At 66.8% G+C, this 18,357-nt stretch carries 21 protein-coding genes; 15 read left to right on the plus strand and 6 right to left on the minus strand.

Features of this window, described 5'->3' with window-relative positions; genetic code table 11:
• Positions 1-3 precede the first annotated feature (3 nt).
• The gene (locus ACLJPX_RS09325) at positions 4-1,227 is read left to right on the plus strand and encodes a hypothetical protein (protein WP_410599702.1); all 1,224 of its coding nucleotides are present in this window, start codon (positions 4-6) and stop codon (positions 1,225-1,227) included.
• Here the strand turns inward: ACLJPX_RS09325 and ACLJPX_RS09330 are convergent.
• Positions 1,196-3,196 (minus strand): NB-ARC domain-containing protein, encoded by a 2,001-nt coding sequence (locus ACLJPX_RS09330; RefSeq protein ID WP_410599703.1) that lies wholly within the window; start codon positions 3,194-3,196, stop codon positions 1,196-1,198. The two genes, ACLJPX_RS09325 and ACLJPX_RS09330, sit on opposite strands and share 32 nt — an antisense overlap.
• Positions 3,197-4,183: 987 nt before the next feature.
• Between ACLJPX_RS09330 and ACLJPX_RS09335 the strand changes: the two genes are divergently transcribed.
• The 7 genes from ACLJPX_RS09335 to ACLJPX_RS09365 all read left to right on the plus strand — a co-directional run bounded on the left by ACLJPX_RS09335 (position 4,184) and on the right by ACLJPX_RS09365 (position 8,016).
• Positions 4,184-4,750 (plus strand): Chromate resistance protein ChrB, encoded by a 567-nt coding sequence (locus tag ACLJPX_RS09335; RefSeq protein WP_410599704.1) that lies wholly within the window; start codon positions 4,184-4,186, stop codon positions 4,748-4,750.
• Positions 4,747-5,925 (plus strand): MFS transporter, encoded by a 1,179-nt coding sequence (locus ACLJPX_RS09340; RefSeq protein ID WP_410599705.1) that lies wholly within the window; start codon positions 4,747-4,749, stop codon positions 5,923-5,925. The genes ACLJPX_RS09335 and ACLJPX_RS09340 overlap by 4 nt, the downstream gene beginning before the upstream one ends.
• Positions 5,926-6,027: 102 nt before the next feature.
• Positions 6,028-6,456: a hypothetical protein gene (locus ACLJPX_RS09345; protein ID WP_410599706.1), complete on the plus strand. Its 429-nt coding sequence runs from the start codon at positions 6,028-6,030 to the stop codon at positions 6,454-6,456.
• Positions 6,457-6,460: 4 nt separating this feature from the next.
• On the plus strand, positions 6,461-6,667 hold the full coding sequence (locus ACLJPX_RS09350; RefSeq protein ID WP_410599707.1) for a hypothetical protein: 207 nt from the start codon (positions 6,461-6,463) through the stop codon (positions 6,665-6,667).
• The gene (locus ACLJPX_RS09355) at positions 6,664-6,801 is read left to right on the plus strand and encodes a hypothetical protein (RefSeq protein WP_410599708.1); all 138 of its coding nucleotides are present in this window, start codon (positions 6,664-6,666) and stop codon (positions 6,799-6,801) included. The genes ACLJPX_RS09350 and ACLJPX_RS09355 overlap by 4 nt, the downstream gene beginning before the upstream one ends.
• Positions 6,802-6,805: 4 nt before the next feature.
• Positions 6,806-7,213 carry a hypothetical protein gene (locus tag ACLJPX_RS09360; protein WP_410599709.1) on the plus strand — a complete coding sequence of 136 codons (408 nt, stop codon included), beginning with the start codon at positions 6,806-6,808 and terminating at the stop codon, positions 7,211-7,213.
• Between the two features lie 221 nt (positions 7,214-7,434).
• Positions 7,435-8,016: a hypothetical protein gene (locus ACLJPX_RS09365; protein WP_410599710.1), complete on the plus strand. Its 582-nt coding sequence runs from the start codon at positions 7,435-7,437 to the stop codon at positions 8,014-8,016.
• Here the strand turns inward: ACLJPX_RS09365 and ACLJPX_RS09370 are convergent.
• Positions 7,995-8,258, minus strand: coding sequence for a hypothetical protein (locus ACLJPX_RS09370; protein WP_410599711.1), 264 nt, complete (start codon positions 8,256-8,258; stop codon positions 7,995-7,997). The genes ACLJPX_RS09365 and ACLJPX_RS09370 overlap by 22 nt on opposite strands.
• Before the next feature lie 753 nt (positions 8,259-9,011).
• On the opposite strand from ACLJPX_RS09370, the gene ACLJPX_RS09375 reads away from it, so the two are divergent.
• From ACLJPX_RS09375 to ACLJPX_RS09395, 5 genes are all read left to right on the plus strand, one after another.
• A complete protein-coding gene (locus tag ACLJPX_RS09375) occupies positions 9,012-9,350 on the plus strand; it encodes a MerR family transcriptional regulator (RefSeq protein ID WP_410599712.1) in 339 nt (112 codons plus the stop codon).
• Between the two features lie 210 nt (positions 9,351-9,560).
• Positions 9,561-9,869 (plus strand): hypothetical protein, encoded by a 309-nt coding sequence (locus ACLJPX_RS09380; RefSeq protein WP_410599713.1) that lies wholly within the window; start codon positions 9,561-9,563, stop codon positions 9,867-9,869.
• Positions 9,870-10,010: 141 nt separating this feature from the next.
• Complete coding sequence (locus ACLJPX_RS09385; RefSeq protein ID WP_410599714.1) at positions 10,011-10,535, plus strand: hypothetical protein; 525 nt, start codon at positions 10,011-10,013, stop codon at positions 10,533-10,535.
• 177 nt (positions 10,536-10,712) lie between these two features.
• Positions 10,713-11,279: a hypothetical protein gene (locus ACLJPX_RS09390; protein WP_410599715.1), complete on the plus strand. Its 567-nt coding sequence runs from the start codon at positions 10,713-10,715 to the stop codon at positions 11,277-11,279.
• A gap of 206 nt (positions 11,280-11,485) precedes the next feature.
• The gene (locus tag ACLJPX_RS09395; RefSeq protein WP_410599716.1) at positions 11,486-11,698 is read left to right on the plus strand and encodes a hypothetical protein; all 213 of its coding nucleotides are present in this window, start codon (positions 11,486-11,488) and stop codon (positions 11,696-11,698) included.
• A 517-nt stretch (positions 11,699-12,215) separates the two neighbouring features.
• Here ACLJPX_RS09395 and ACLJPX_RS09400 read toward each other — a convergent pair.
• Complete coding sequence (locus ACLJPX_RS09400; protein ID WP_410600031.1) at positions 12,216-13,106, minus strand: manganese catalase family protein; 891 nt, start codon at positions 13,104-13,106, stop codon at positions 12,216-12,218.
• 22 nt (positions 13,107-13,128) lie between these two features.
• Positions 13,129-13,590: a DUF4383 domain-containing protein gene (locus ACLJPX_RS09405; RefSeq protein WP_410599717.1), complete on the minus strand. Its 462-nt coding sequence runs from the start codon at positions 13,588-13,590 to the stop codon at positions 13,129-13,131.
• Positions 13,591-13,827: 237 nt separating this feature from the next.
• Here ACLJPX_RS09405 and ACLJPX_RS09410 point away from each other — a divergent pair, with 237 nt between their 5' ends.
• Positions 13,828-15,330, plus strand: coding sequence for an ISL3 family transposase (locus tag ACLJPX_RS09410; protein WP_410600032.1), 1,503 nt, complete (start codon positions 13,828-13,830; stop codon positions 15,328-15,330).
• A 110-nt stretch (positions 15,331-15,440) separates the two neighbouring features.
• Positions 15,441-15,860, plus strand: coding sequence for a histone-like nucleoid-structuring protein Lsr2 (locus tag ACLJPX_RS09415; RefSeq protein ID WP_410600033.1), 420 nt, complete (start codon positions 15,441-15,443; stop codon positions 15,858-15,860).
• Between the two features lie 387 nt (positions 15,861-16,247).
• Here ACLJPX_RS09415 and ACLJPX_RS09420 read toward each other — a convergent pair whose 3' ends face one another.
• Entirely contained in the window at positions 16,248-17,798 is a 1,551-nt protein-coding gene (locus ACLJPX_RS09420; protein ID WP_410599718.1) for a trypsin-like serine protease, read from the minus strand.
• A complete protein-coding gene (locus ACLJPX_RS09425; protein WP_410599719.1) occupies positions 17,795-18,325 on the minus strand; it encodes a hypothetical protein in 531 nt (176 codons plus the stop codon). The genes ACLJPX_RS09420 and ACLJPX_RS09425 overlap by 4 nt, the downstream gene beginning before the upstream one ends.
• Positions 18,326-18,357: the final 32 nt, after the last annotated feature.

Below are 18,357 nucleotides of genomic sequence, written 5' to 3' on the forward strand. Positions count from 1 at the left end.
GTCTTGGTGCTGTCGCATACCGAGCAACTCGACAGACTGCGTGTCACCTGCCCTGAAGCTGTTCCTTACGCCATGGTGGCCGGGGATGTGTGCTTCGACAGGTTGGCGGCGAGTGTCGCGCTGCGTCCGACCTATCGGCGGGCGTTCGGGCTGTCCGCCGGGCAGAAGCTCGTGGTGTTGTCGTCGACCTGGGGGCCGGATTCGCTTTTGGGCGCTACGCCGCGGTTGCCGCGAATGATCGCGAAAAGCCTGCCGATCGACGAGTTCCGCGTGATCGTCGCGTTGCACCCGAACATCTGGGCGCGTCACTCCCGTTGGCAGGTGCTGGAATGGCTGTCCTCCTGCCGTCGTCACGGGGTTCACGTGGCGCAGGACGTCGACGAGTGGCGGGCAGCGGTCGTCGCGGCCGACCTCGTCATCGGCGATCACGGTTCGGTGCCGTTCTATTCCGCAGCATTGGGTAATCCGTTGTTGCTGGCAACCGCGCCTGAACACACGGTGGATCCGCTTTCTCCGATCGCACGCCTTCTGGCTGCCGGCCCGCGGCTTGACCTTTCGGGTGATCTCGGTGAGCAGATCCGGACGGTGATCGGCGAGCACGACCCTGGCCGCTATGCGGAGATCACCGCGCTGACCACGTCGGAGCCAGGGCGCGCCGCCGCGCTCTTACGTCGTGCCTTCTACCGGCTTCTTCGCCTGTCTGAGCCGCCTGATCAGGCGGAGGTGGTGGCGTTGCCGCTTCCGGCCCGCCTTTTGACCGGTCCGGATTCTCACCAGGTCCGCGTCGTGCTGGACCGGTCGGGCTCCGCGATCGTGACGCGGTTCCCCGCCGAAGGGATCAGGACGGGAGCGCGGTCGGCGGCGCGCGGTGCTCATCTGGCGGTGGGCGTGAACGAGCCTCTGCGTCGGTGGCTGGAAACGGCTGATGTCGTCCTGGGGGAAGCAGGTGCGGATGCCGATGGCTGGATCACCGGGACACTCGCTCTTCTGCCGGGTTGCGTTCTGGCGGCCGCTCCGCTGACCGGCCAGGCTTGGCTGGCAGGAGACCGCGCGGGCAGGCGTGTCCGGGTCGAGGGGGATAGCTCGACCTGCCGGATATTCGTCTCGGTAATCTACGAGTGGCTGGCGTCGGGAAACACCCTTGATGACCTTCCCGAGGAATGGTCCGTCTCCGCAGGCGAAATGGAGCGTCCGGTCACGGTGAGGTCGTGTCTCCGAGAGCGGTGAGTTCGCCCCGCACGGCTCGCGCCGGTCCGGAGAACCGCAGGCCCTCGTAGATCACCAGTGCTTCCCGATAGTGCTCGACAGCCTGTTGCGTGTTTTCCGCCCCGGAGGCGGCGGAGCCGAGCGCGACGAGCACCTCGGCCTCGTCGAAGCGACGCCCGCGCGACGTCATCGTGTCCAGCGCACGCGTCAACAGGCCCCGGGCGGTACTGAAGTCGCCGAGTTCGATGAGCTTCCTGCCTCGCCAGGTCAAGACCTTGGCCTCGTTCTCGGCTTCATCCGCGGACAGGCCGGTGAACACGGCCTCGGCGTGCTCGAGCAGTTCCAGGGCCCGGCGCGGTGGCTCGGTCTTGGCCAGATGCAGTTCCGCAAGCGCGACCCTGCGCTCATCACCGGTGGCGTTCGCCAGCTCGAGGGAACGCACGAGCAGCGTGCGCGCCTCGTCGGCCCGCCCCTGGGCGAGTCTGACCAACCCGAATCCCTCACCAGCGGTCGCCTCGAGTCCCACCTCGCCGACCTCACGCGCCAAGGCGAAAGCGCGCTCGAACTCGCCGGCCGCGTCCTCGAGCTCACGCAACCAGTAGTGGGCGTAACCGACCTGGGTATGCAGCAGGCTGCGCATCTGCGGCGCCGTGCAGGCCCGGAGGGCGAGCCGATGGGTGGCGAACAGGTCGTCCAGGAACTTCTCTTTCTCGTAGAAGGGCCAGAGAAGGACACACCACTGGCCCAGAAGGTCCTGACGGCCGAGCTCGTAGGCGTACTCGACGGCGGCCCGCAGATTGGCGCGCTCGGTCCGTAGCCATCGCCGGGCCTGTTCGGGGCTGTCGTGGTGTGTCCCGGCGATCAGTTCGGGGAACAGCGACTGCCGCCACGGGCGTAACGGGGCGATCAGAGCGTCCGCGTCGATCGCACCCTGATGGTAGAAGTCGAGAAGCCGAGCGGTTTCGGCCGAGCGTTCGCTTCCCGGGCGATCATCGAGGTGTTCCGCGTGCAGCGCGACCAGCTCGCGCACTATGTAGCGGTCGTCGCCGAGTTCGTCGACGAGCCTGGCGTCGGCGAGTTCGGTCATGGCGTCCAGGACGTCGTAGTCCGGCATCTCGAGTGCCGCGGCCAGCGCCGGAACGCTGATCTCGCCACTGCGCGGCCGTAGTCCCAGGGCTCGATAACAGATCTGGGCGGGGTCACTGAGCAGCCGGTACGCGGCGTTGAACACCGAGGTGACGGACAGATCGTCATCGAGCGACAGCCTGGCGACTCTGCGGCGTTCGTCGCCCAGGCGGGCGGCCATCGATGCCACCGTCCCGCGACGCGACCTGTTGATCATGGCTCCCACCACGCACAGTGCGATGGGAAGGTGCCCACACAGGCCGATGATCTGGTCGACCTCGGCACGCTCAGCGGTGACCCGCTCTTCGCCGATCAACCGGGAGAACAGTTCGATCGCGGCGTCGTCCTCCAGCGGTGTGAGTTCGAGGAAGGTGACCGGGTTGTCCACCATCAACGTGCTCAGCGGGCGCCCCTCGGTGACGATCACCAGCGATGGCCCGACGCCCGGCAGCAGGGTTCGCACCTGGCTCGCCGACGTCGCGCCGTCGAGGAAAACCTGCAGCCGCCGACCGGCGGTCAACGTCTGGAAACGAGCGCGCCGGGCATCAAGTCGGTCCGGAATGTCCTCCGGGCGCTCACGAAACGCGAGGAGGAACTCCTTCAGCACCTCGGCCTCGGTCCCCGGCTGTTCCAGGCCGCCGGACAACCGGGCGAACAACCGGCCCTCCGGATAATAGGTACGGGCACGATGGGACAGCTCGATCGCCGTCGCGGTCTTACCCACTCCCGGTGTACCACTGAAGACGACGATCTGGTTCCCGTCGCCACCCCGGACCACCGCCATACCGCGTTCCAGCGTCTCGTCCTGGTTGACATGGTTGTGGTTCCTGCCCGGAATCTGGTCCGGCACCGACACGTCGATCATCACCAACCCCCTCCGCCGAATGCAGGGTACCGACAAAGACACCCTCCGTCATGACCACGGACATCCGCTTCTCAGACACGGGAACCCAAGAAAGCAGCGACGACCGGCTGGCGGCCCACCGTAGAAGACGGCCCGCGACAGCGTTAGACGAGAACGTCGAATGCCTCGACGTCTCCGGACACTTGCCCCGCACCTCAAGCGACCGTCAGCCTTCGCGCCTATCCGGCGAGCCGCAACAGACCCACTCCTCGCAGGTGAACACGAAACTGTTCAGGAACTTCACCGTCGATCGATGAATTCAACAGCGAACTGACGGCCGGTTCCTCCGAGTACACAGGCGCCTGCAACACGACGACGTCTCCGCAACGCTGGACGCCCTGTGTAATCGCGAACCGCCCCGAAACCGGGAACCGGGACCGCGCTCGATCTGCGGGTGGCCCAGCTCGCTCATTCCAGTCTGCGGGAAATGCCGCCGCGACACGCGGATCTGAGCACAGCCGAACTCACCGCCACGGTGCCGGCCGGCGCGACCTCACCGAAAGCCGGGGCTCACCGAAGAACAGCTCGCGCGAGCGCTGACCGACCACGACGTTGTTCCCGCGTGAACGCATCCACCATCGTGTTCACCGGATTGAGTAATTTCAGTGCGCCCTTCAAGGTTTGACGAGCACTTTGACCGGTCATTCGCACAACGTGAGCCGGGCCCGCGAGGGTTTCGGTGCGGCCCTGTTGGTCCAGAAGCGGGCCGACGGGGCCACACGTCTCCAGCCTCACGGCGACGCCACGCGAAGAGTCCGCCCCAAACCGATCACTACTTGGGTGCCGATACTCAACTGCCTAGTCTCGCCTCGAGTAGACGCTCCTAGACGGTCTCGGCGCCAATCGAGTTCCGATACCGGCGCCGGGGCACTCACCCGTCCGGCTCGGTCTCAAGCGCGCGTGATCGGACCGCGCAGGCCGGATGTAACAGCTGCTACATTCGCTGCTGTGACAGGTTCCGACCAGGCCTTGAAGTGGATCGTGCTCGTGATCAAGCTGCCGGCGGATCCGTCCCGGCATCGGGTGGCGGTCTGGCGGGAGCTGCGCAGGATCGGTGCCCTCTCCCTCGGCCAGGGGATCTGGGCCGTCCCCGAGGTGCCGGTCTTCGCCGACGGTGTGCGGCGGGCCTTGGGCCTCACCGCCGACGCGGGCGGGCACAGCTTGACGCTCCAGGCATCCGGCCGTTCGCCGGAAGACGCGACGCGCTTCCGGGAGATGTTCACCGCCGCTCGATCGGAGGACTGGACGGAATTCCTCGCCGACTGCGGCAAGTTCGAGGCCGAGATCGCCAAGGAGATCCGGATCGGGAAGTTCACCCTCGCCGAGCTCGAAGAAGAGGAGCAAAGCCTGGAACGGCTGCGGCGCTGGTACCGCGACCTCACCGCGCGGGACGTCTTCGGCGCACCGGAAGCCGCCGAGGCCGGAACACGTCTCAAGCAGTGCGTCGCGGTCTGTGAGGACTACGCTGAGCGCGTTTTCACCGCACTGCACTCCAGCGACGGGTCCACCCCGTGACGTCCGCCCCGAAGAAGGCGATGTGGCCGCTCTACGCGGCGGGATTCACCACGGCCTTCGGCGCGCACGGCATCGCCGCCAACCTCGGCGGGTTCTCCGAAGACGCCGTCACCTCACTGCTCGTCCTCGGCGGGCTCCTCGCCCTCTACGACGGAGCCGAGGTCCTGCTCAAACCGATCTTCGGCTCACTCGCCGACCGGATCGGCGGAAAACCCGTGCTGCTCGGCGGTTTGATCGCGTTCGCCCCCGCCTCGACGCTCTACGCCGTCGCCGACAGCCCCGGCTGGCTGTGGGCGGCCCGGCTCGGCCAAGGTGCCGCCGCCTCCGCGTTCTCCCCCGCGGCGTCGGCCATGGTCGCCCGCCTGAACCCGGCGGCGAAACGAGGCCGCGCGTTCGGCGGCTACGGCTTCTACAAGTCCATCGGCTACACCCTCGGCCCGCTGCTGGGCGGCGTCCTGGTGTGGGCGGGCGGTCTGCGACTGCTGTTCACGGTGATGGCACTCTGCGCGGCCGCCGTCGCCGTCTGGGCCGCGCTGGCCGTCCCCGCCGTGCCTCCGCTGCCCCGGAAGCGGCAAACCGTCGCGGACCTCGCCCGACGTCTCGCCGATCGCTCGTTCCTCGCCCCGACAGCCGCCCTCGCCGCCGCGACCGCCGCCCTGTCCGTGGGCGTCGGCTTCCTCCCCGTCACCGGCGCCGCGGCCGGACTCGGCACCGTGGCCACCGGCGCGGCCGTCTCCGTCCTCGCCGCCACCGCCGCCGTCGTCCAGCCATGGGCAGGCCGGGCCCTGGACGCCGGACGCCTGAGCACCCCCACGGGCCTGCTCGGTGGTCTGCTCGTCACCGCCGCCGGACTCGGCGCCGCGACCCTGCCCGGCCTCACCGGCATCCTGACCGCCGCCGCCCTCATCGGCGCCGGCACCGGCCTGATCACCCCACTCGGCTTCGCCGCACTCGCCGCCTCGACCCCGGAAGAACGCCTGGGCCAGACCATGGGCTCCGCCGAACTCGGCCGTGAACTCGGCGACGCCGGCGGCCCTCTGCTCGTCGCCGGCGTCGCCACCGCGTCGACACTCGCCTTCGGCTACACGGCCCTCGCTGTTCTCTTGGCGATGGCCCCGATTCTCGTGTTCGCGATCCGCCCTCTACGCGCGAGCATCAGCCGAGGCAAGGCCTGACCCGAGCGACTCTGCAGTAGCGACGTCAAGACTGAGCCTCTCGTCATGCGAAGTCCGTAAACAGCTCTTCAGCCGGTGTCATCGACCGGATCAGCTATCGGGATGAGTACCGCGCGCCGAGTACCGGTATCCGCCTTGATCAGCTTCCCGCTGGGTTTCGCGGGCGCCCTCACCGCGGCCATGCTCACTAAAGCGGGCGTCGTCTCGCCTCAGCCGTTCGTTTCCGTGATCCTGATGGTCGCGGTGATCGACGCAGTCGCCTTGTTCAGCACCGCGCGAGCCACCTTCGTCATCGCGGCCCTCTGCTGGATCCTGCACTCCTGGCTGGTGCTGGGTCATCCGTCCGGTCACGAAGCTCTGCTGTTCGCGCTCAATGCCCTTGGGGCGACGGGATTCGCGTTCCTGTCACGAGAAGCCTGGCATCGCGGTGATCCGCATCTCCAGCCCGTCAGGTTGGTGTCGGGTTCACCCGATTCGATGTCAAAACCCGTCAACGTCCTCTCAGCGAAGAAAAGCAGAGCCCCACGCTGACGGCGTGACCACAACCCTCACCCGTCCCGAGAGCGATACCGACCGCCCCGAACGGCACCGTCTTTCCGTCGTCGGCGAGCTCGCCGACATGTCGCTGGACGCGATGGCGTCGGTCGCCTACGGACCCGAGGCCATTGTGACCGTGCTGGCCGTCGCAGGCGGCTCAGACGCCATCGTCTGCCGGATGAGGTTCCGCCTGGAAACCCGATGAGTGACTTCGCGTTCAGCGCCGCCCTGATCGGCCTCTTCCTCTTCATCGCGTTCGGCCTGCGCACGCTGCAGCACTGGTCGGACCGGCGAGAGCCCGGAAATCGCAGCTCAACATGGCCGGGTGGTTCAGAATAGGGGCATGAGCGCTGAACTCATGGCCGCTTTCGAATCGGTGTTGCGCGACCTGCGGAAGACCTGCGCGGTCCTGCCCATCATCGAACGCGCGGGCGCGCACGCGGGCGCGGGAGACCCGGGACCTGGTCTGTGGCTTAAAGACTCGGACGGAACGGGACAGATGATCATGGTCGGCCTCGGGCTGTCCCGAGCGGAACAGCTGGCGCGGCTTGCCGATCAGACCCAGGAATGGGCCGTGGAAGCTCTCTGGGCGGCTGGGTTGTCCACCAACTGGCCCGAATGCCCCGCGCATCCGCGAACCCATCCTCTGAGCGCCGACCTCGACGGCAACCTGGCCGTCTGGTGCTGCCCGGGCAGCGGAAGGACGATGGCGCTGATCGGGCAGTTGCCGTCACCCGGTAGGAATCCGTAAAACCGGCCGTCGTACCTTGTGCCGCGAGTGTGGACGGGTTTGGCTGGCTGTATGGGCAGAGGTGACGTTCGCGGGCACGCGTGGGGCGTGCGCCACGACGACCGTCCTCCTCATCCGGTGCCGGTCGGCGATACCTCCGATTCCGGCGATTCCCCGGCCGGCCGTTGACATTCCGGCCCTGGCGCGATCGAATGCGCCCTTAAGTCCTTTATGGATGGACAATGAACGAAGGCCCCACGGTCCTGCTGACCCGGCTGCTCGAAGACGCGCTCGACCGTTCCGAGGTGAGCCACGTGGTGAACGTGTCCTCGGCGCTGCACCGCGGCGGGCGGATCAACTGGAACGACCTCAACTGGAAGCGCCGCTACAACCGCAGTGCCGCCTACGCCCACTCGAAGCTCGCCCTCACCATGATGACCACCGCGCTGACCGAATTCCGGCCGAAGGTCAGGGAAGCCGTCAGCGTGCACCCCGGCATCATCGCCACCGGAATGCTCCCCGGCTACAGCTACAGCTACCGCGGCCGCCCCGTCGCCGAAAGGAGCCGAACCGGTCGCCCGGCTCGCCGATCCTGGCTCCAGAGTCCTCAACAGCGGTTACTACGACGGTCGTCTACCTGCCGAGGCGGCGACCGCCGCCGTCGATCCCGAGGACGTCCGGAAGCTGTGGTCGCTCAGCGAACGCCTGACCCTCTTCGACAAGCGACAGCTCTGAAAGTGCTACCCCCGGGCACTCCGTTCCCGGGCGATGATGGGCTGGTCCGCGAGTACAGGCGAGGGGATCAAACCCCAAGTCGGCTGTAGAGGCGGCTGGCGAGGGTCGCGGCAAGCTGGTTGAGCTCCGAGGTGGGGTCGAGCTGGGCATATTGGCCCAGCAACTCGGCCACCACATACGCCTCGCTCTCCGACAGCAGCGAGACGCAGCGTTCCCGCCGGCCCTGCTCGACCAGCCGCGCGAGAGCGCGGGCGTACTCCTGGTGGTCGCGCACTCCGCTGAGGCCGAACGGATCCTGCCGTGCGATCGAGTCACTCATTCCCCTCGTCACCCTTCCGAGTGTCCTTCTCCGCGTCCCTCTCGCCGCTGACCTGCGGATCCGGGATTCCGAAGGAGCTTCCCGCCTGAACACGAACAAATCTATGACGGTGGGGGTAGACATTCAAGCGTGGGTGTGTGTACTGTTCTTCTCGTACCGAGAGAGACAACGTCAAGCAGGCGCGGGAGATGACGGAACTACCCGCGAAGTGAGACAAGACGGTCAGGCAGGACGAAGCCACTCAGTGAACAGGTTTCGACTGGTGACCAGAGCAATATTCCGGGACCGGGCAGTGAAGACGAAGTAGGCAAGACGGTCCCGGCGCAGTAGTTGCAGTACGCAAGTCAAGCAAGTGCACGTCAGATGGTGAACACCGGTCAGGTGACCGGAGCCGATCATGGTCAGGGCTCCGGGCAGTGACCAGCGGCGTGACGCGTGCTGGGACCGATCAGGGAAAGGGCCCCAGCCGGTGACGACCGCAGCAGAAGAAGTGATGCAAGGTAAGGAAACACAGGAAAGAAGGGAAAGGGCACATCATTGGATCGCCCGCCGCGGCTGTGAGGTAGTGCCGCGCGGGTACCGCAGTCCCATCGGATTGGATGGTGGTTCTCGGTTACGACTCAGCGATCTCCGCGTCGTCCGCCTCTCGGACGGACACCGCGGATACACGAAGTCGGTCTCACGGCCGGTTGACAATGATGAAACCCAACCCAGAGACCCCGGATGCCTTGAGGCATCCGGGGTCTCTTGTGATGTGGAGGTGGAATGATTCCTGACCAACGCGAGACCCCCTCTCCCGGTTCGGGCGGGGCCGACAAGTTCGACGACGACCAGTACCCCGCCTACACCATGGGCCGGGCAGCGGACATGCTCGGCGCGACGCAAGGCTTTCTGCGCAGCCTCGACGAAGCCGGATTCCTGCAGCCGCAGCGCTCCGCTGGCGGTCATCGCCGCTACTCCCGTCACCAGCTCCGCCTCGCCGCGCGAGTACGAGAACTGGTCGACAACGGCACCGGCCTCGACGCCGCCTGCCGCATCATCACCCTCGAAGACCAGCTCCACGACGCCCAGCGCGAGAACCACGAACTCCGCTCAGCCGACTGAACCGCCGGGTGTGCCGCACACCTCACGCGGCACACCTCGCACCGGCCGTCAAACGAGCCGCACATTCGGACCGTCCGGCAATCGCAGGCTGCCTCCTCGCGTCCGGTGCGACCCGGCCGCGTCACCCACACCGGCACCGATGGGCACTCGACCCGGTAGACCCCGGCCAGCCCGCCCACTGCCGGAACCGTGCGTCTTACACTCGGCGACATGCACGCTGTACCTGCAGCCGAGTTACGCGAAGGTGACTGGTTCTGGCACGAACCCTGGACCGGCCACCGCACCGCTCTCCTGCAGGTCGCGACAGTCCTGGTCGACGACACCTCGGTGCTGATCCGCACCACCGACGCCAAACGCGAACTCGTCACCTACCGCCCCCACCGGCCCATCCAGCTCGCCCCACCACAGGAAGTCCCGGATCACCGGCCGGACATCTCCCTGGATTCACCCATCACGGCGTCACCTCCCGCTACGCGATCCACGCGCCATCCCGATCCGCCGCAACGTCTATCTATTTAGGACATAAGCGGGTTCGAGTTGGTCGCTGAGGGCGCACTCGAGCCGGGCACACGCAGTGTCGAGCGTCGGTCGCGACGAGCGGCGCGCCTGCAATAGCTCGCCACGGCCCGGCCCTCCCAGCACTGCGAAAGAAGGTTCTCGGTGAAGCGGTGGGCCGCGCTGAACTCCCGGCAGCACACGCTGCTCAACCAGATCAGCGAGGCCGCCACGATGGTGGTGCCTGAAGTGGCGCATCCCCGCACGATGTCCGCGTTACGCGACCGCGGCCTCATCAAGTCGCAACGTACTGCCACTGGGTGGAGCATCTGGCTAACCGAGCCTGGCCGCTTCTACCGTGACCATGGTTACCATCCCGATCACCCGGCCTACCGCGGTCACAGGCTGCCGGCGAAGTCGGCCGACGGGTCCAAACCGGTGGCGTGGGACGGGAAGCCGCTTGAGCACGACGGGATGCTGTGGAAACCGGGTCCCGGCACCACTGTCACGTTTGACGAATTCGTGGTCGCCCACACGACCGTTGTCGAAATTCTCGGTCACACCACCTGGAATCCGTGGATTCGGGAAGAACGTGAACCCGAATTTCGCGCCGCCGTGAAAGTATTCGGCCACTGGCACCGCGCCGAGCCCGGCTTCCACCAGTGGAACGTGGAGGAGACCATCGCGTGACTCGACCAGGAATTCGCGGAATCAAGTGCGCGCGGCGAACGCGAGAACCAGCAACGTCTGGCCAGGATTCCGCACTATGACCGAGCCCGCGACGAAGCACGACTCAAGCTGCTCGAGTATGACGGACGCCCGTATCTGCCAATCGAACCCGACGCGCTTGATGACCTGCGTCGTCTGGTGGGTGACCCCGAGACTGTGATCGACCGGCACGGCTGGCTCCCTGCCGAACGACGTTGGCTAAACCGTGCCGGGTTCTCCTGTTGGCGGCACAAAGAAGTCAGACGGCTTCGTGTACTCACTGCCGACCTCCGCGCGAAGTATGACGCCAGCAGCGACCGCGCCGAACGCAGTGAGCTCCGCGCCACTATCGCCCACGAAGACCGCGCCCGCCAAGAACGCGAAGCCATTCTCGAACCCGACGTTGCGGACATGTGCGCGGACTGCGAGAGACCTTCCAGTTGGCACCACAGCCGGTCAATGGTCCTGCCACAAAGCTTCTGTTACGCCTGGCCCCAGCACCTCGACGAACGCCGTCGGGCCGTCGAGTTCCTCCGCCAGCTCGCCGCCAATCGAAAGAAGACCAAGCCACCGAAGCCGAAGCCCCTCGCCGTCATCCCCTCCGGGCTATCCATCGACCAGATCATGAGTCGACTCGCGACACTCAAGGCACGGCACCCCGATGCCATCGTCCGACGCGGCAACGCCAACAAATGGGAACTCTGGCCACCACGGAGCGAAAAGTGACTCCTGCGGCGTGCGGCAAGATCGTCTAACAACCCCCTTCGACACAAGAGGGCCGGCGGAGCACTGTAGAGCATTGAACGGCCGCCTTGCCCCGCACAACTGCGCCAACACAGGCACCACATACTTCCAGCCAGTCGAGGAAGTGCTAGACCGGCATGACCTGCCCCTCGAAGGACTGACCTAACCGTTCTGGCACCAACACCGTCATGTGGAGTTGGCTGCTGGCGAGCCCTGTCGCCGCCACCGGGATCACCGCGGTCACCCGCTGTGTCCTGGCCAGGATCCGCGCCGAGAGCCGCAGATGCGAGCTCGAGATCGCTCTGAACAACGCCACCCCCGCCGAACGCGTCGCGATCCTGCGGGCGCTCCGCGATCAACCCGGAACCTCTGCTCGTCACCGACGCGAGGCCGACTCATGAGCCCGGCACGACAGGCACGGCGACGAACGCGTTTCCGAACACCGTCGCCTGGGAAATCACGAGGCGTCGTCGGGAAGTGGCGAGGGCCGCAGGCCGAACTCGATCTCGTATCGAGGTAGCGACCGCTGTCGAGTGAAACCACCGCGCGGGCCGTTGCCGGCCAACAACGATCAGCTCGCTCCCGCCAAGGTCGCGGCCTACCCCCGAACTCGGCGACCGCGCACCGACAGGGGCTTCAGGTCGACACCGACGGGGTTTGTGCACTTGCCGAAGTACACTCTTGTCCGGGAACACGTTCAAAGCTGATCGTGCCCGGACCCTGCCGGTTCAACAGCGTGCTGGCAGGGCCTCCAGAGTCACCTTGCGAGAGGCGATCAGGCGTCGTCGAGCGACGTGAAGCTGATGCAACGCCCCGGCAGTTACTACGCCGCCTGCCCGGGCGCAGAGCATCCAGCCCCAACACCCCTCGAAGGGCTCCTCCCCGCGCTGCCGCGAGAAAGAGCCCTTCGTCCGGTTTCTAGCTCTTGGGACCCTTCCTCTTCGCCGCGGCTTTGTTCTTGACCGACTTGGCCTTGCCCTTGACCGTCCCGACGGCGTCCTGGACAGGCGAGTACGTCCCGTAGAGCGCGGGATCGGGCTTGGGTGCGGTGCCCGGGCCACCGAGCGGTGCGGGGTCGGTCAAATACTCGATCTCCTCGCCGCGGAAGCTCCAATCACCGTTGGCACCGTCCGTGCCGTCGGATAGACGCCAGATGGTGTTGTTGTGCTCCTGGTTCTCTTCGTCGAACAACGCGTCCGGGGCGATCCCGCTCTCGAGGCCGTCGGCTTCGAGTTCTTCGATGGCCGCCAGCCACTGCTTCTGGTGCACCGTGTCGCGGGCGAGGTTGAACTGCAGCATCGCCTTCACGCCGGGGTCGTCGGTCATGTTGTACAGCCGCGCCGTCTGCAACCTGCCTTGTGCTTCGGCCGCGGCGTTCGCCCGGAAGTCGGCCAGCAGGTTGCCGCTCGCCACGATGTAGGCACCGTTCCACGGCACACCCTGGCTGTTGCCCAGCATGGCGCCGCCACCGGCGACGATCGCCTGTTGCGGGTCCATCCCGCCGAGGATCGCCGCGGTCACCGGGTCTTTGGCCGCTTCGGCGGTCGCGGTGGCGGGGGCGCCTTCCAGTAGCCGGGCGACCATGGTGGCGAGCATTTCGACGTGCCCGATCTCCTCGGTCGCGGTGTCCATGATCAGGTCCTTGTACTTGCCCTCGATCCGGCAGTTCCAGCCCTGGAACAGGTACTGCATGGTCACGGTCATCTCACCGTAGGCGCCGCCGATGAGCTCCTGCAGTTTCCGTGCGTAGACCGCGTCCGGTTTCTCGGGTTTGGCTTCGAACTGGAGTAATTTGGTATGGCGAAACACGTGCATCCTCCAAAAAGGATAGTCAGCGGGAATCCGCGATGGGAGCCTTGCTGCCGGACACCGGTATGAGACCCAAGGCGATCATCCCGAGACCCAGGCCGAGGTGCAGCCAGTTGTCGGCACTGTTGACCGGGACGAAATTCGCCGTTGACCCATGGTCGATGAGCAGGCCGTACACCCACAGCACGAGATAGATCACTCCCCCGGCGACGAGGAACGTCTTCGCTCCACCCGGCTTGCGCGCCATGAGCAGGCCGGCGACGCCGAACGCCAGGTGGACGATGTTGTGCAGGATCGACACCTGGAAGACGCCGAGAAGCAGGGCGCCGGACTCGTGACCGGCACCCATGATCTGGTCGTAGTTCGAGGTGATTCCAGGAATGAAGCCGAGTACGCCGACAAGCAGGAAGACCGCGCCTACGGCCAGCGCAAAGAGCTGACGAGGACTCCGCCGGACCGCAGTCGGTGTCGGTGTCGGTGTCATGGTGTTTCCTCCGGTATTCTTGGAAACGGACAGATTGCGCACCCGTCAGGGGTTCCGGGACGGTGTTCTCCAGCCTGGGACCGGGCGCACGTGACGTCGAGTACCCCCACTTCGACCGCTTACACCGGGCTATCAAAAGAAGGGCTCTGTCCAAAGTTTGGTGATCCGTGTGGTGGGCCGAGGATCGAGGTCCGCGGGTACCTGTGATCATGTTCGGCGTGCGATGACCAGTTGGGGGTGCTGCTGCCGCACTTGGCGGGCGTGCTGATCGAGAAGATCGAGCAGGCTGGGACGGGCGTGCGAATTTGGGCGCGCGTCAGCGCGGAGGACGGGGCCTGTCCCTCGTGCGGTAGTCGCTCGCGCCGCGTGCACAGTCGATATGACCGCAGTCTGGCCGACGTCGCGATGGCAGGCCAGGCGGTGGTGCTGCGGTTAAGGGTGAGGCGGTTCTTCTGCGACGCGGTCGACTGTGCGGTGCGGACGTTCGCCGAGCAGGTTGATGGGCTGACCTGGCGGCACGGCCGCCGGACTTCGTTGTGCCGCAGCGTTCTGGAGCGCATCGGACTGGCGCTGGCAGGCCGGGCAGGAGCTCGGCTGGCGGCACGGCTGGGCCTGGCGGCCAGCCGGGGCACCCTGCTGGGGCTCGTGCACGCATTACCAGAACCGGACGTTGGGACTGTGGAAGTACTCGGGGTTGATGACTTCGCGATCAGGCGCGGACGTAAGTACGCGACCTTGCTGATAGACGCGGTCACCCATCGCCGCGTCGACGTGCTGCCCGATCGCAAGAGCGAGACCCTGGCAGCCTGGCTGCGCGAGCACCCCGGAGTCGAGGTCGTGTGCCGCGACGGTTCAGCCGCCTACGCCGAAGCCATCCGCCACGGCGCCCCGAAAGCTGTCCAAGTCAGCGACCGGTGGCATCTGTGGCACAACCTCGCCGCGGCGGTGGAAAAGTGCGTCGTCGCCCATGCCTCCCGCTGGAGCGCCACGCCCCGCTCCGCTCCGAAGGATCGGCGCTGGCCGCGCGCACCCGAGAACGCCACGCCCGCCGTCCACAACCTGCTCGGCCGAGGTGTGGGGTTGCTGGAGTGCGCCCGGCGGCTGGGTTGGTCGCTGAACACCGTCAAACGCTACGCCCGCGCCACAAGCGCGGAGGAACTGCTTCGCCCGCCACGCTATGGCGCCTGCTTGGTCGACGTCCACCGCGACCTGCTCCGGCGACGGCTCGCCGAGAAGATCCCGGTCACCCGGATCCTGGCCGAGATCCGCGACCGGGGCTACACCGGCAGCGCCACTCTGCTGGTGCGCTACATCAATCAAGGCCGAGCCGATCCCGAGCGCACACCACCCTCGCCACGCCGCCTCGTCTCCTGGATCATGAGCAAACCCCAGAACCTGCCGGATCACGTCCGCCGCCACCTCGACGACCTGATCGCCAGCTGCCCCGAGATGACCACGCTCGCCGCCCGAGTGCGCGAGTTCGCCGACATCCTCACCCAGCGCCGCGGCGGCGACCTCGACACGTGGATCGCCACAACCCGCGCCGATGCGCTGCCCGGCTTCGGCTCGTACCTCAACGGCCTCGAAAAGGACCACGACGCCACCGTCGCCGGCCTGACCCAGCCCTACAGCAACGGCCCCACCGAAGGCGTCAACACGAAAGTCAAACTTCTCAAGCGGCAAACCTACGGCCGAGCCAGCTTCGCCTTGCTACGCAAGAGAATCCTGCTCGTCGAGTAGGCCCCACAGCAGCCCATCATCCTCGATCACCAAACTTTGGACAGAGCCGAATTATTGACACTGCGCCAATCCGAGGTGGCGTGGCATTGACCTTGCGGAAGGCACTTTCGATGGTACAACAGGTATCCGTCCAGATCGTCGACGACATCGATGGTGGCGAAGCCACCCAGACAGTGCCCTTCGCGCTCGACGGTGTCACCTACGAGATCGACCTCTCCGACGACAACGCCGGTGCCCTGCGCGACGAGCTCGAACGCTTCATCGGCGCGAGCAGACGAGTCGGCGGACGCAAAGTGAAGGTCGCAACCGGACAGTCCACCGTGGCCAGTGGCACGGCGAAGCCCACCGACCGCGAACGCAACCAGCAAGTCCGTGCTTGGGCGTCGGCAAACGGCTACGCGATCGCCGAACGCGGCCGCATTCCCAACGAAATCTACGAAGCGTTCGACAACGCCGAGGCAGCCCCCGTCGAGCCGGTCGCCGAAGAGGCCCCTGTCAAACGCAAGCGCGCACCCCGCAAGAAGTCCTGAACCAGCAGGATCCCACCCTTGACGTGCCTTTCCGGGATCGATTCGGGGAAGGCACGTCAAGGACGACCTAGTGGCCGTGCGAAATCAGGCCCGGCGATCTTGCGGCGCGATCACGCTTTTCTTCGACTATCCGTTCGGTGGCGGGTTCGCGCCACTGCTGGTGACCTGGCTGGTTGGCGTCGCCGGAACATCGCTGTCCGTCTCGAGGTTGGGCGTCACCACAGGCTGAGGACGCGCTTTTGTCCTGTTTAGGTGGCTGGGTCCCTGGCTGACAGAGGACATGGAGCGAGACCCGTCGGGGATCCCGATGCCCGCGGTCCGGGCCGAGCGGATGTGACGCTTCCTTGTGCGATCCGTGGCAACGTCGCATCCGCCCGGGTTGCGGCTCTAGGTCCGGTGGCAGGTCGCCGGGTCTGGGGACACGCTGCTGAAGATCGGCCCGGTGTGGCCCACTTCCCGTGTCGGCTCCCAGGTCTGGGTGTCCGGGTAGTACCGGGTCCACAGGATGTTCTCGCGCGAGGCGGTGACCGCGTCGAGCACGTAGACGATGTCCGCGCCGATCGAGACGAGCTTGTCGCCTGGCCATCCCTTCGGTGTGATCACGCCGCTTGGTGCACCCGCGTACTCGTAGCGCACCACGGTCCCGTTGGCGAGTGTTCCGTATAGCGCGGTGCCGCTGGCGACGACCGTGTGCGTACCGTGCCGGGCGCCCCAGCCCGCGTCCACGACCTCACCGGAGGGTTTGAGCCATTTCTTGGCTGTGAAGTCCCAGATGTATTTGATCAGCTGGCCGTTCTGCGCGGTTCCTGCTTGGCCGACGCGGTAGACCACGCCGTTGGCGTCCACGGTGAGCTCCTGCGGTTTGGTCAGGTAGTGCTGCCAGTACGTCCCGACTTTCTCCCCGCCTGTCAGCACGCCGTTCTGGTATCGCCACAGTCGCAGTGTGCCGTCCACCATGGGGTCGGCGGTGCCGTTGCGGCGGTGTACGTTCCAGATCCAGCCGCCTGGCGCGGTTTTGATGATGCCGCGCAGCTTGTTGGGCTGCGGGGTGCCGTTGGCGCCCCAACTGGAGGTCGGCGCGAGCGCTGCGGGAGCGTCGGCGGTGCCGGTGTTCAAGCGCGGGGTGAAACTGGTGTCCAGGTTGAGATTCCACGCCGTGGACGGAGCGCAGATGACGTTGCTGTCTTGATCCAGGCCCGCGATCCAGGCGCCGAGATCGTCCACTCTGGACTCGACCGCGCCGTTGCGGCTCTGCATCGTGCCCGCGCAACCCTGCTGCCAGGACGCGCCGTGCACGCCGACCAGTTCCGCGCCCTGCGGGGTGCTGCGGTAGAGGGGTCCTCCGGCGTCGCCCCGGCAGACCGAGGCCGGTCCGGTGATGCCGAGTGTTGTCGGGTCGACCGCGGTGACCGAGGTGGCCGCCTGATGTTGGCGGGCGGTGACCCATTCCTGGTGCGTGCGGCCGAAGCCGGTCATGGTCAGCTGGTCGCCCACTGCGGGCGGGGTGGTCGCCAGCCGCGCCGGGGTGGACAGGTCTGCGCGGTAGGCGAGTTTCGCCACGACGAGGTCGCGGTCGGCGCGCGGGTAGATCAGCGATACCGGGACGTAGGCGCCTGGTTCGCTCGAGCCGCCGAGGGTGTAGTCGGCGGAGGAGCCGAACCTGGCCATGACCCGCATCGGTGGCGCGCCCTGGGTCAGCGTGCCCGGGTTGGCCGGATCCGCGGCCAGGCAGCTGGCGGCGGTGAGCAGCAGGCGCGGCCGCACCAGCACGCCACTGCACTGCCGGTCCCCGTTGCCGATCTCCACGCGGGCGGTCTGCCCGTAGGGCTGGCCCGCGGCCCCGCTGATCGGGGTGCCGTTGCTGATCGCGTTGGCGGGCACGGAGGTGCTCACCAAGGCGGCGAGCACGAGCGCCGGTACCGCGTGACGGGGCCTCACGGGGTCACCCGCAGTTCCAGCAGGGTGGCGGGTGTGCCGCCGGGGACGCCGCTGCCGATCGAGGTCCACTGGTCCTTGGCCAGGTTGTGTTCGGCGGTTTTGCCGCCGCTGGTGACCTTGGCCGTGGTCGTCTGGTTGTTCGACCGGATCAGGTAGACGTCCGGCAACTCCAGGGCGAGGTAGGCGGGCATCACACCCGGCGCGGGAACGGGCAGGGTCACCTTGAAGCACAGCTCATCGGAAACTTCCGAGGAGTACAGGCGGATCTGGTCGTCCGGACCACAGTCGACGAGCCGGATGCCGCCGTTGCCTTTCCTGAGAGTGATGCCGCGTTCGGCTTTGAGACGCTCGGCGTCGGGGTGCACGAAATCCTCGACGCTGTGCGGCGGCACGTCCTCGGCGGGAGCGGCCAATTGTGGCTGGGTTGATGGAGGGGTGGCGGGCGCGGCGAACGCGGCCGCGCCCAGCGCCACGGTGGTCACCGCGAACGCGGTGACCACCGTGGCGACGAGACGGGTTCTGGGCATGCGAGATCGACTCCTTCGGGACTCGGGTGCGG

It is taken from the genome of Amycolatopsis sp. lyj-90, assembly GCF_046549035.1.
Classification (GTDB): domain Bacteria; phylum Actinomycetota; class Actinomycetes; order Mycobacteriales; family Pseudonocardiaceae; genus Amycolatopsis.

Excerpts from the sequence above, each read along its gene's own strand:
- ACLJPX_RS09365 (WP_410599710.1), top strand. The coding sequence starts at position 7,435 with ATGAACGAAGGCCCCACGGTCCTGCTGACCCGGCTGCTCGAAGACGCG.
- ACLJPX_RS09380 (WP_410599713.1), top strand. The coding sequence starts at position 9,561 with ATGCACGCTGTACCTGCAGCCGAGTTACGCGAAGGTGACTGGTTCTGG.
- ACLJPX_RS09395 (WP_410599716.1), top strand. The coding sequence starts at position 11,486 with ATGTGGAGTTGGCTGCTGGCGAGCCCTGTCGCCGCCACCGGGATCACC.
- ACLJPX_RS09415 (WP_410600033.1), top strand. The coding sequence starts at position 15,441 with ATGGTACAACAGGTATCCGTCCAGATCGTCGACGACATCGATGGTGGC.
- ACLJPX_RS09355 (WP_410599708.1), top strand. The coding sequence starts at position 6,664 with ATGAGTGACTTCGCGTTCAGCGCCGCCCTGATCGGCCTCTTCCTCTTC.
- ACLJPX_RS09360 (WP_410599709.1), top strand. The coding sequence starts at position 6,806 with ATGAGCGCTGAACTCATGGCCGCTTTCGAATCGGTGTTGCGCGACCTG.
- ACLJPX_RS09375 (WP_410599712.1), top strand. The coding sequence starts at position 9,012 with ATGATTCCTGACCAACGCGAGACCCCCTCTCCCGGTTCGGGCGGGGCC.
- ACLJPX_RS09425 (WP_410599719.1), bottom strand. The coding sequence starts at position 18,325 with ATGCCCAGAACCCGTCTCGTCGCCACGGTGGTCACCGCGTTCGCGGTG.
- ACLJPX_RS09345 (WP_410599706.1), top strand. The coding sequence starts at position 6,028 with ATGAGTACCGCGCGCCGAGTACCGGTATCCGCCTTGATCAGCTTCCCG.
- ACLJPX_RS09405 (WP_410599717.1), bottom strand. The coding sequence starts at position 13,590 with ATGACACCGACACCGACACCGACTGCGGTCCGGCGGAGTCCTCGTCAG.
- ACLJPX_RS09330 (WP_410599703.1), bottom strand. The coding sequence starts at position 3,196 with ATGATCGACGTGTCGGTGCCGGACCAGATTCCGGGCAGGAACCACAAC.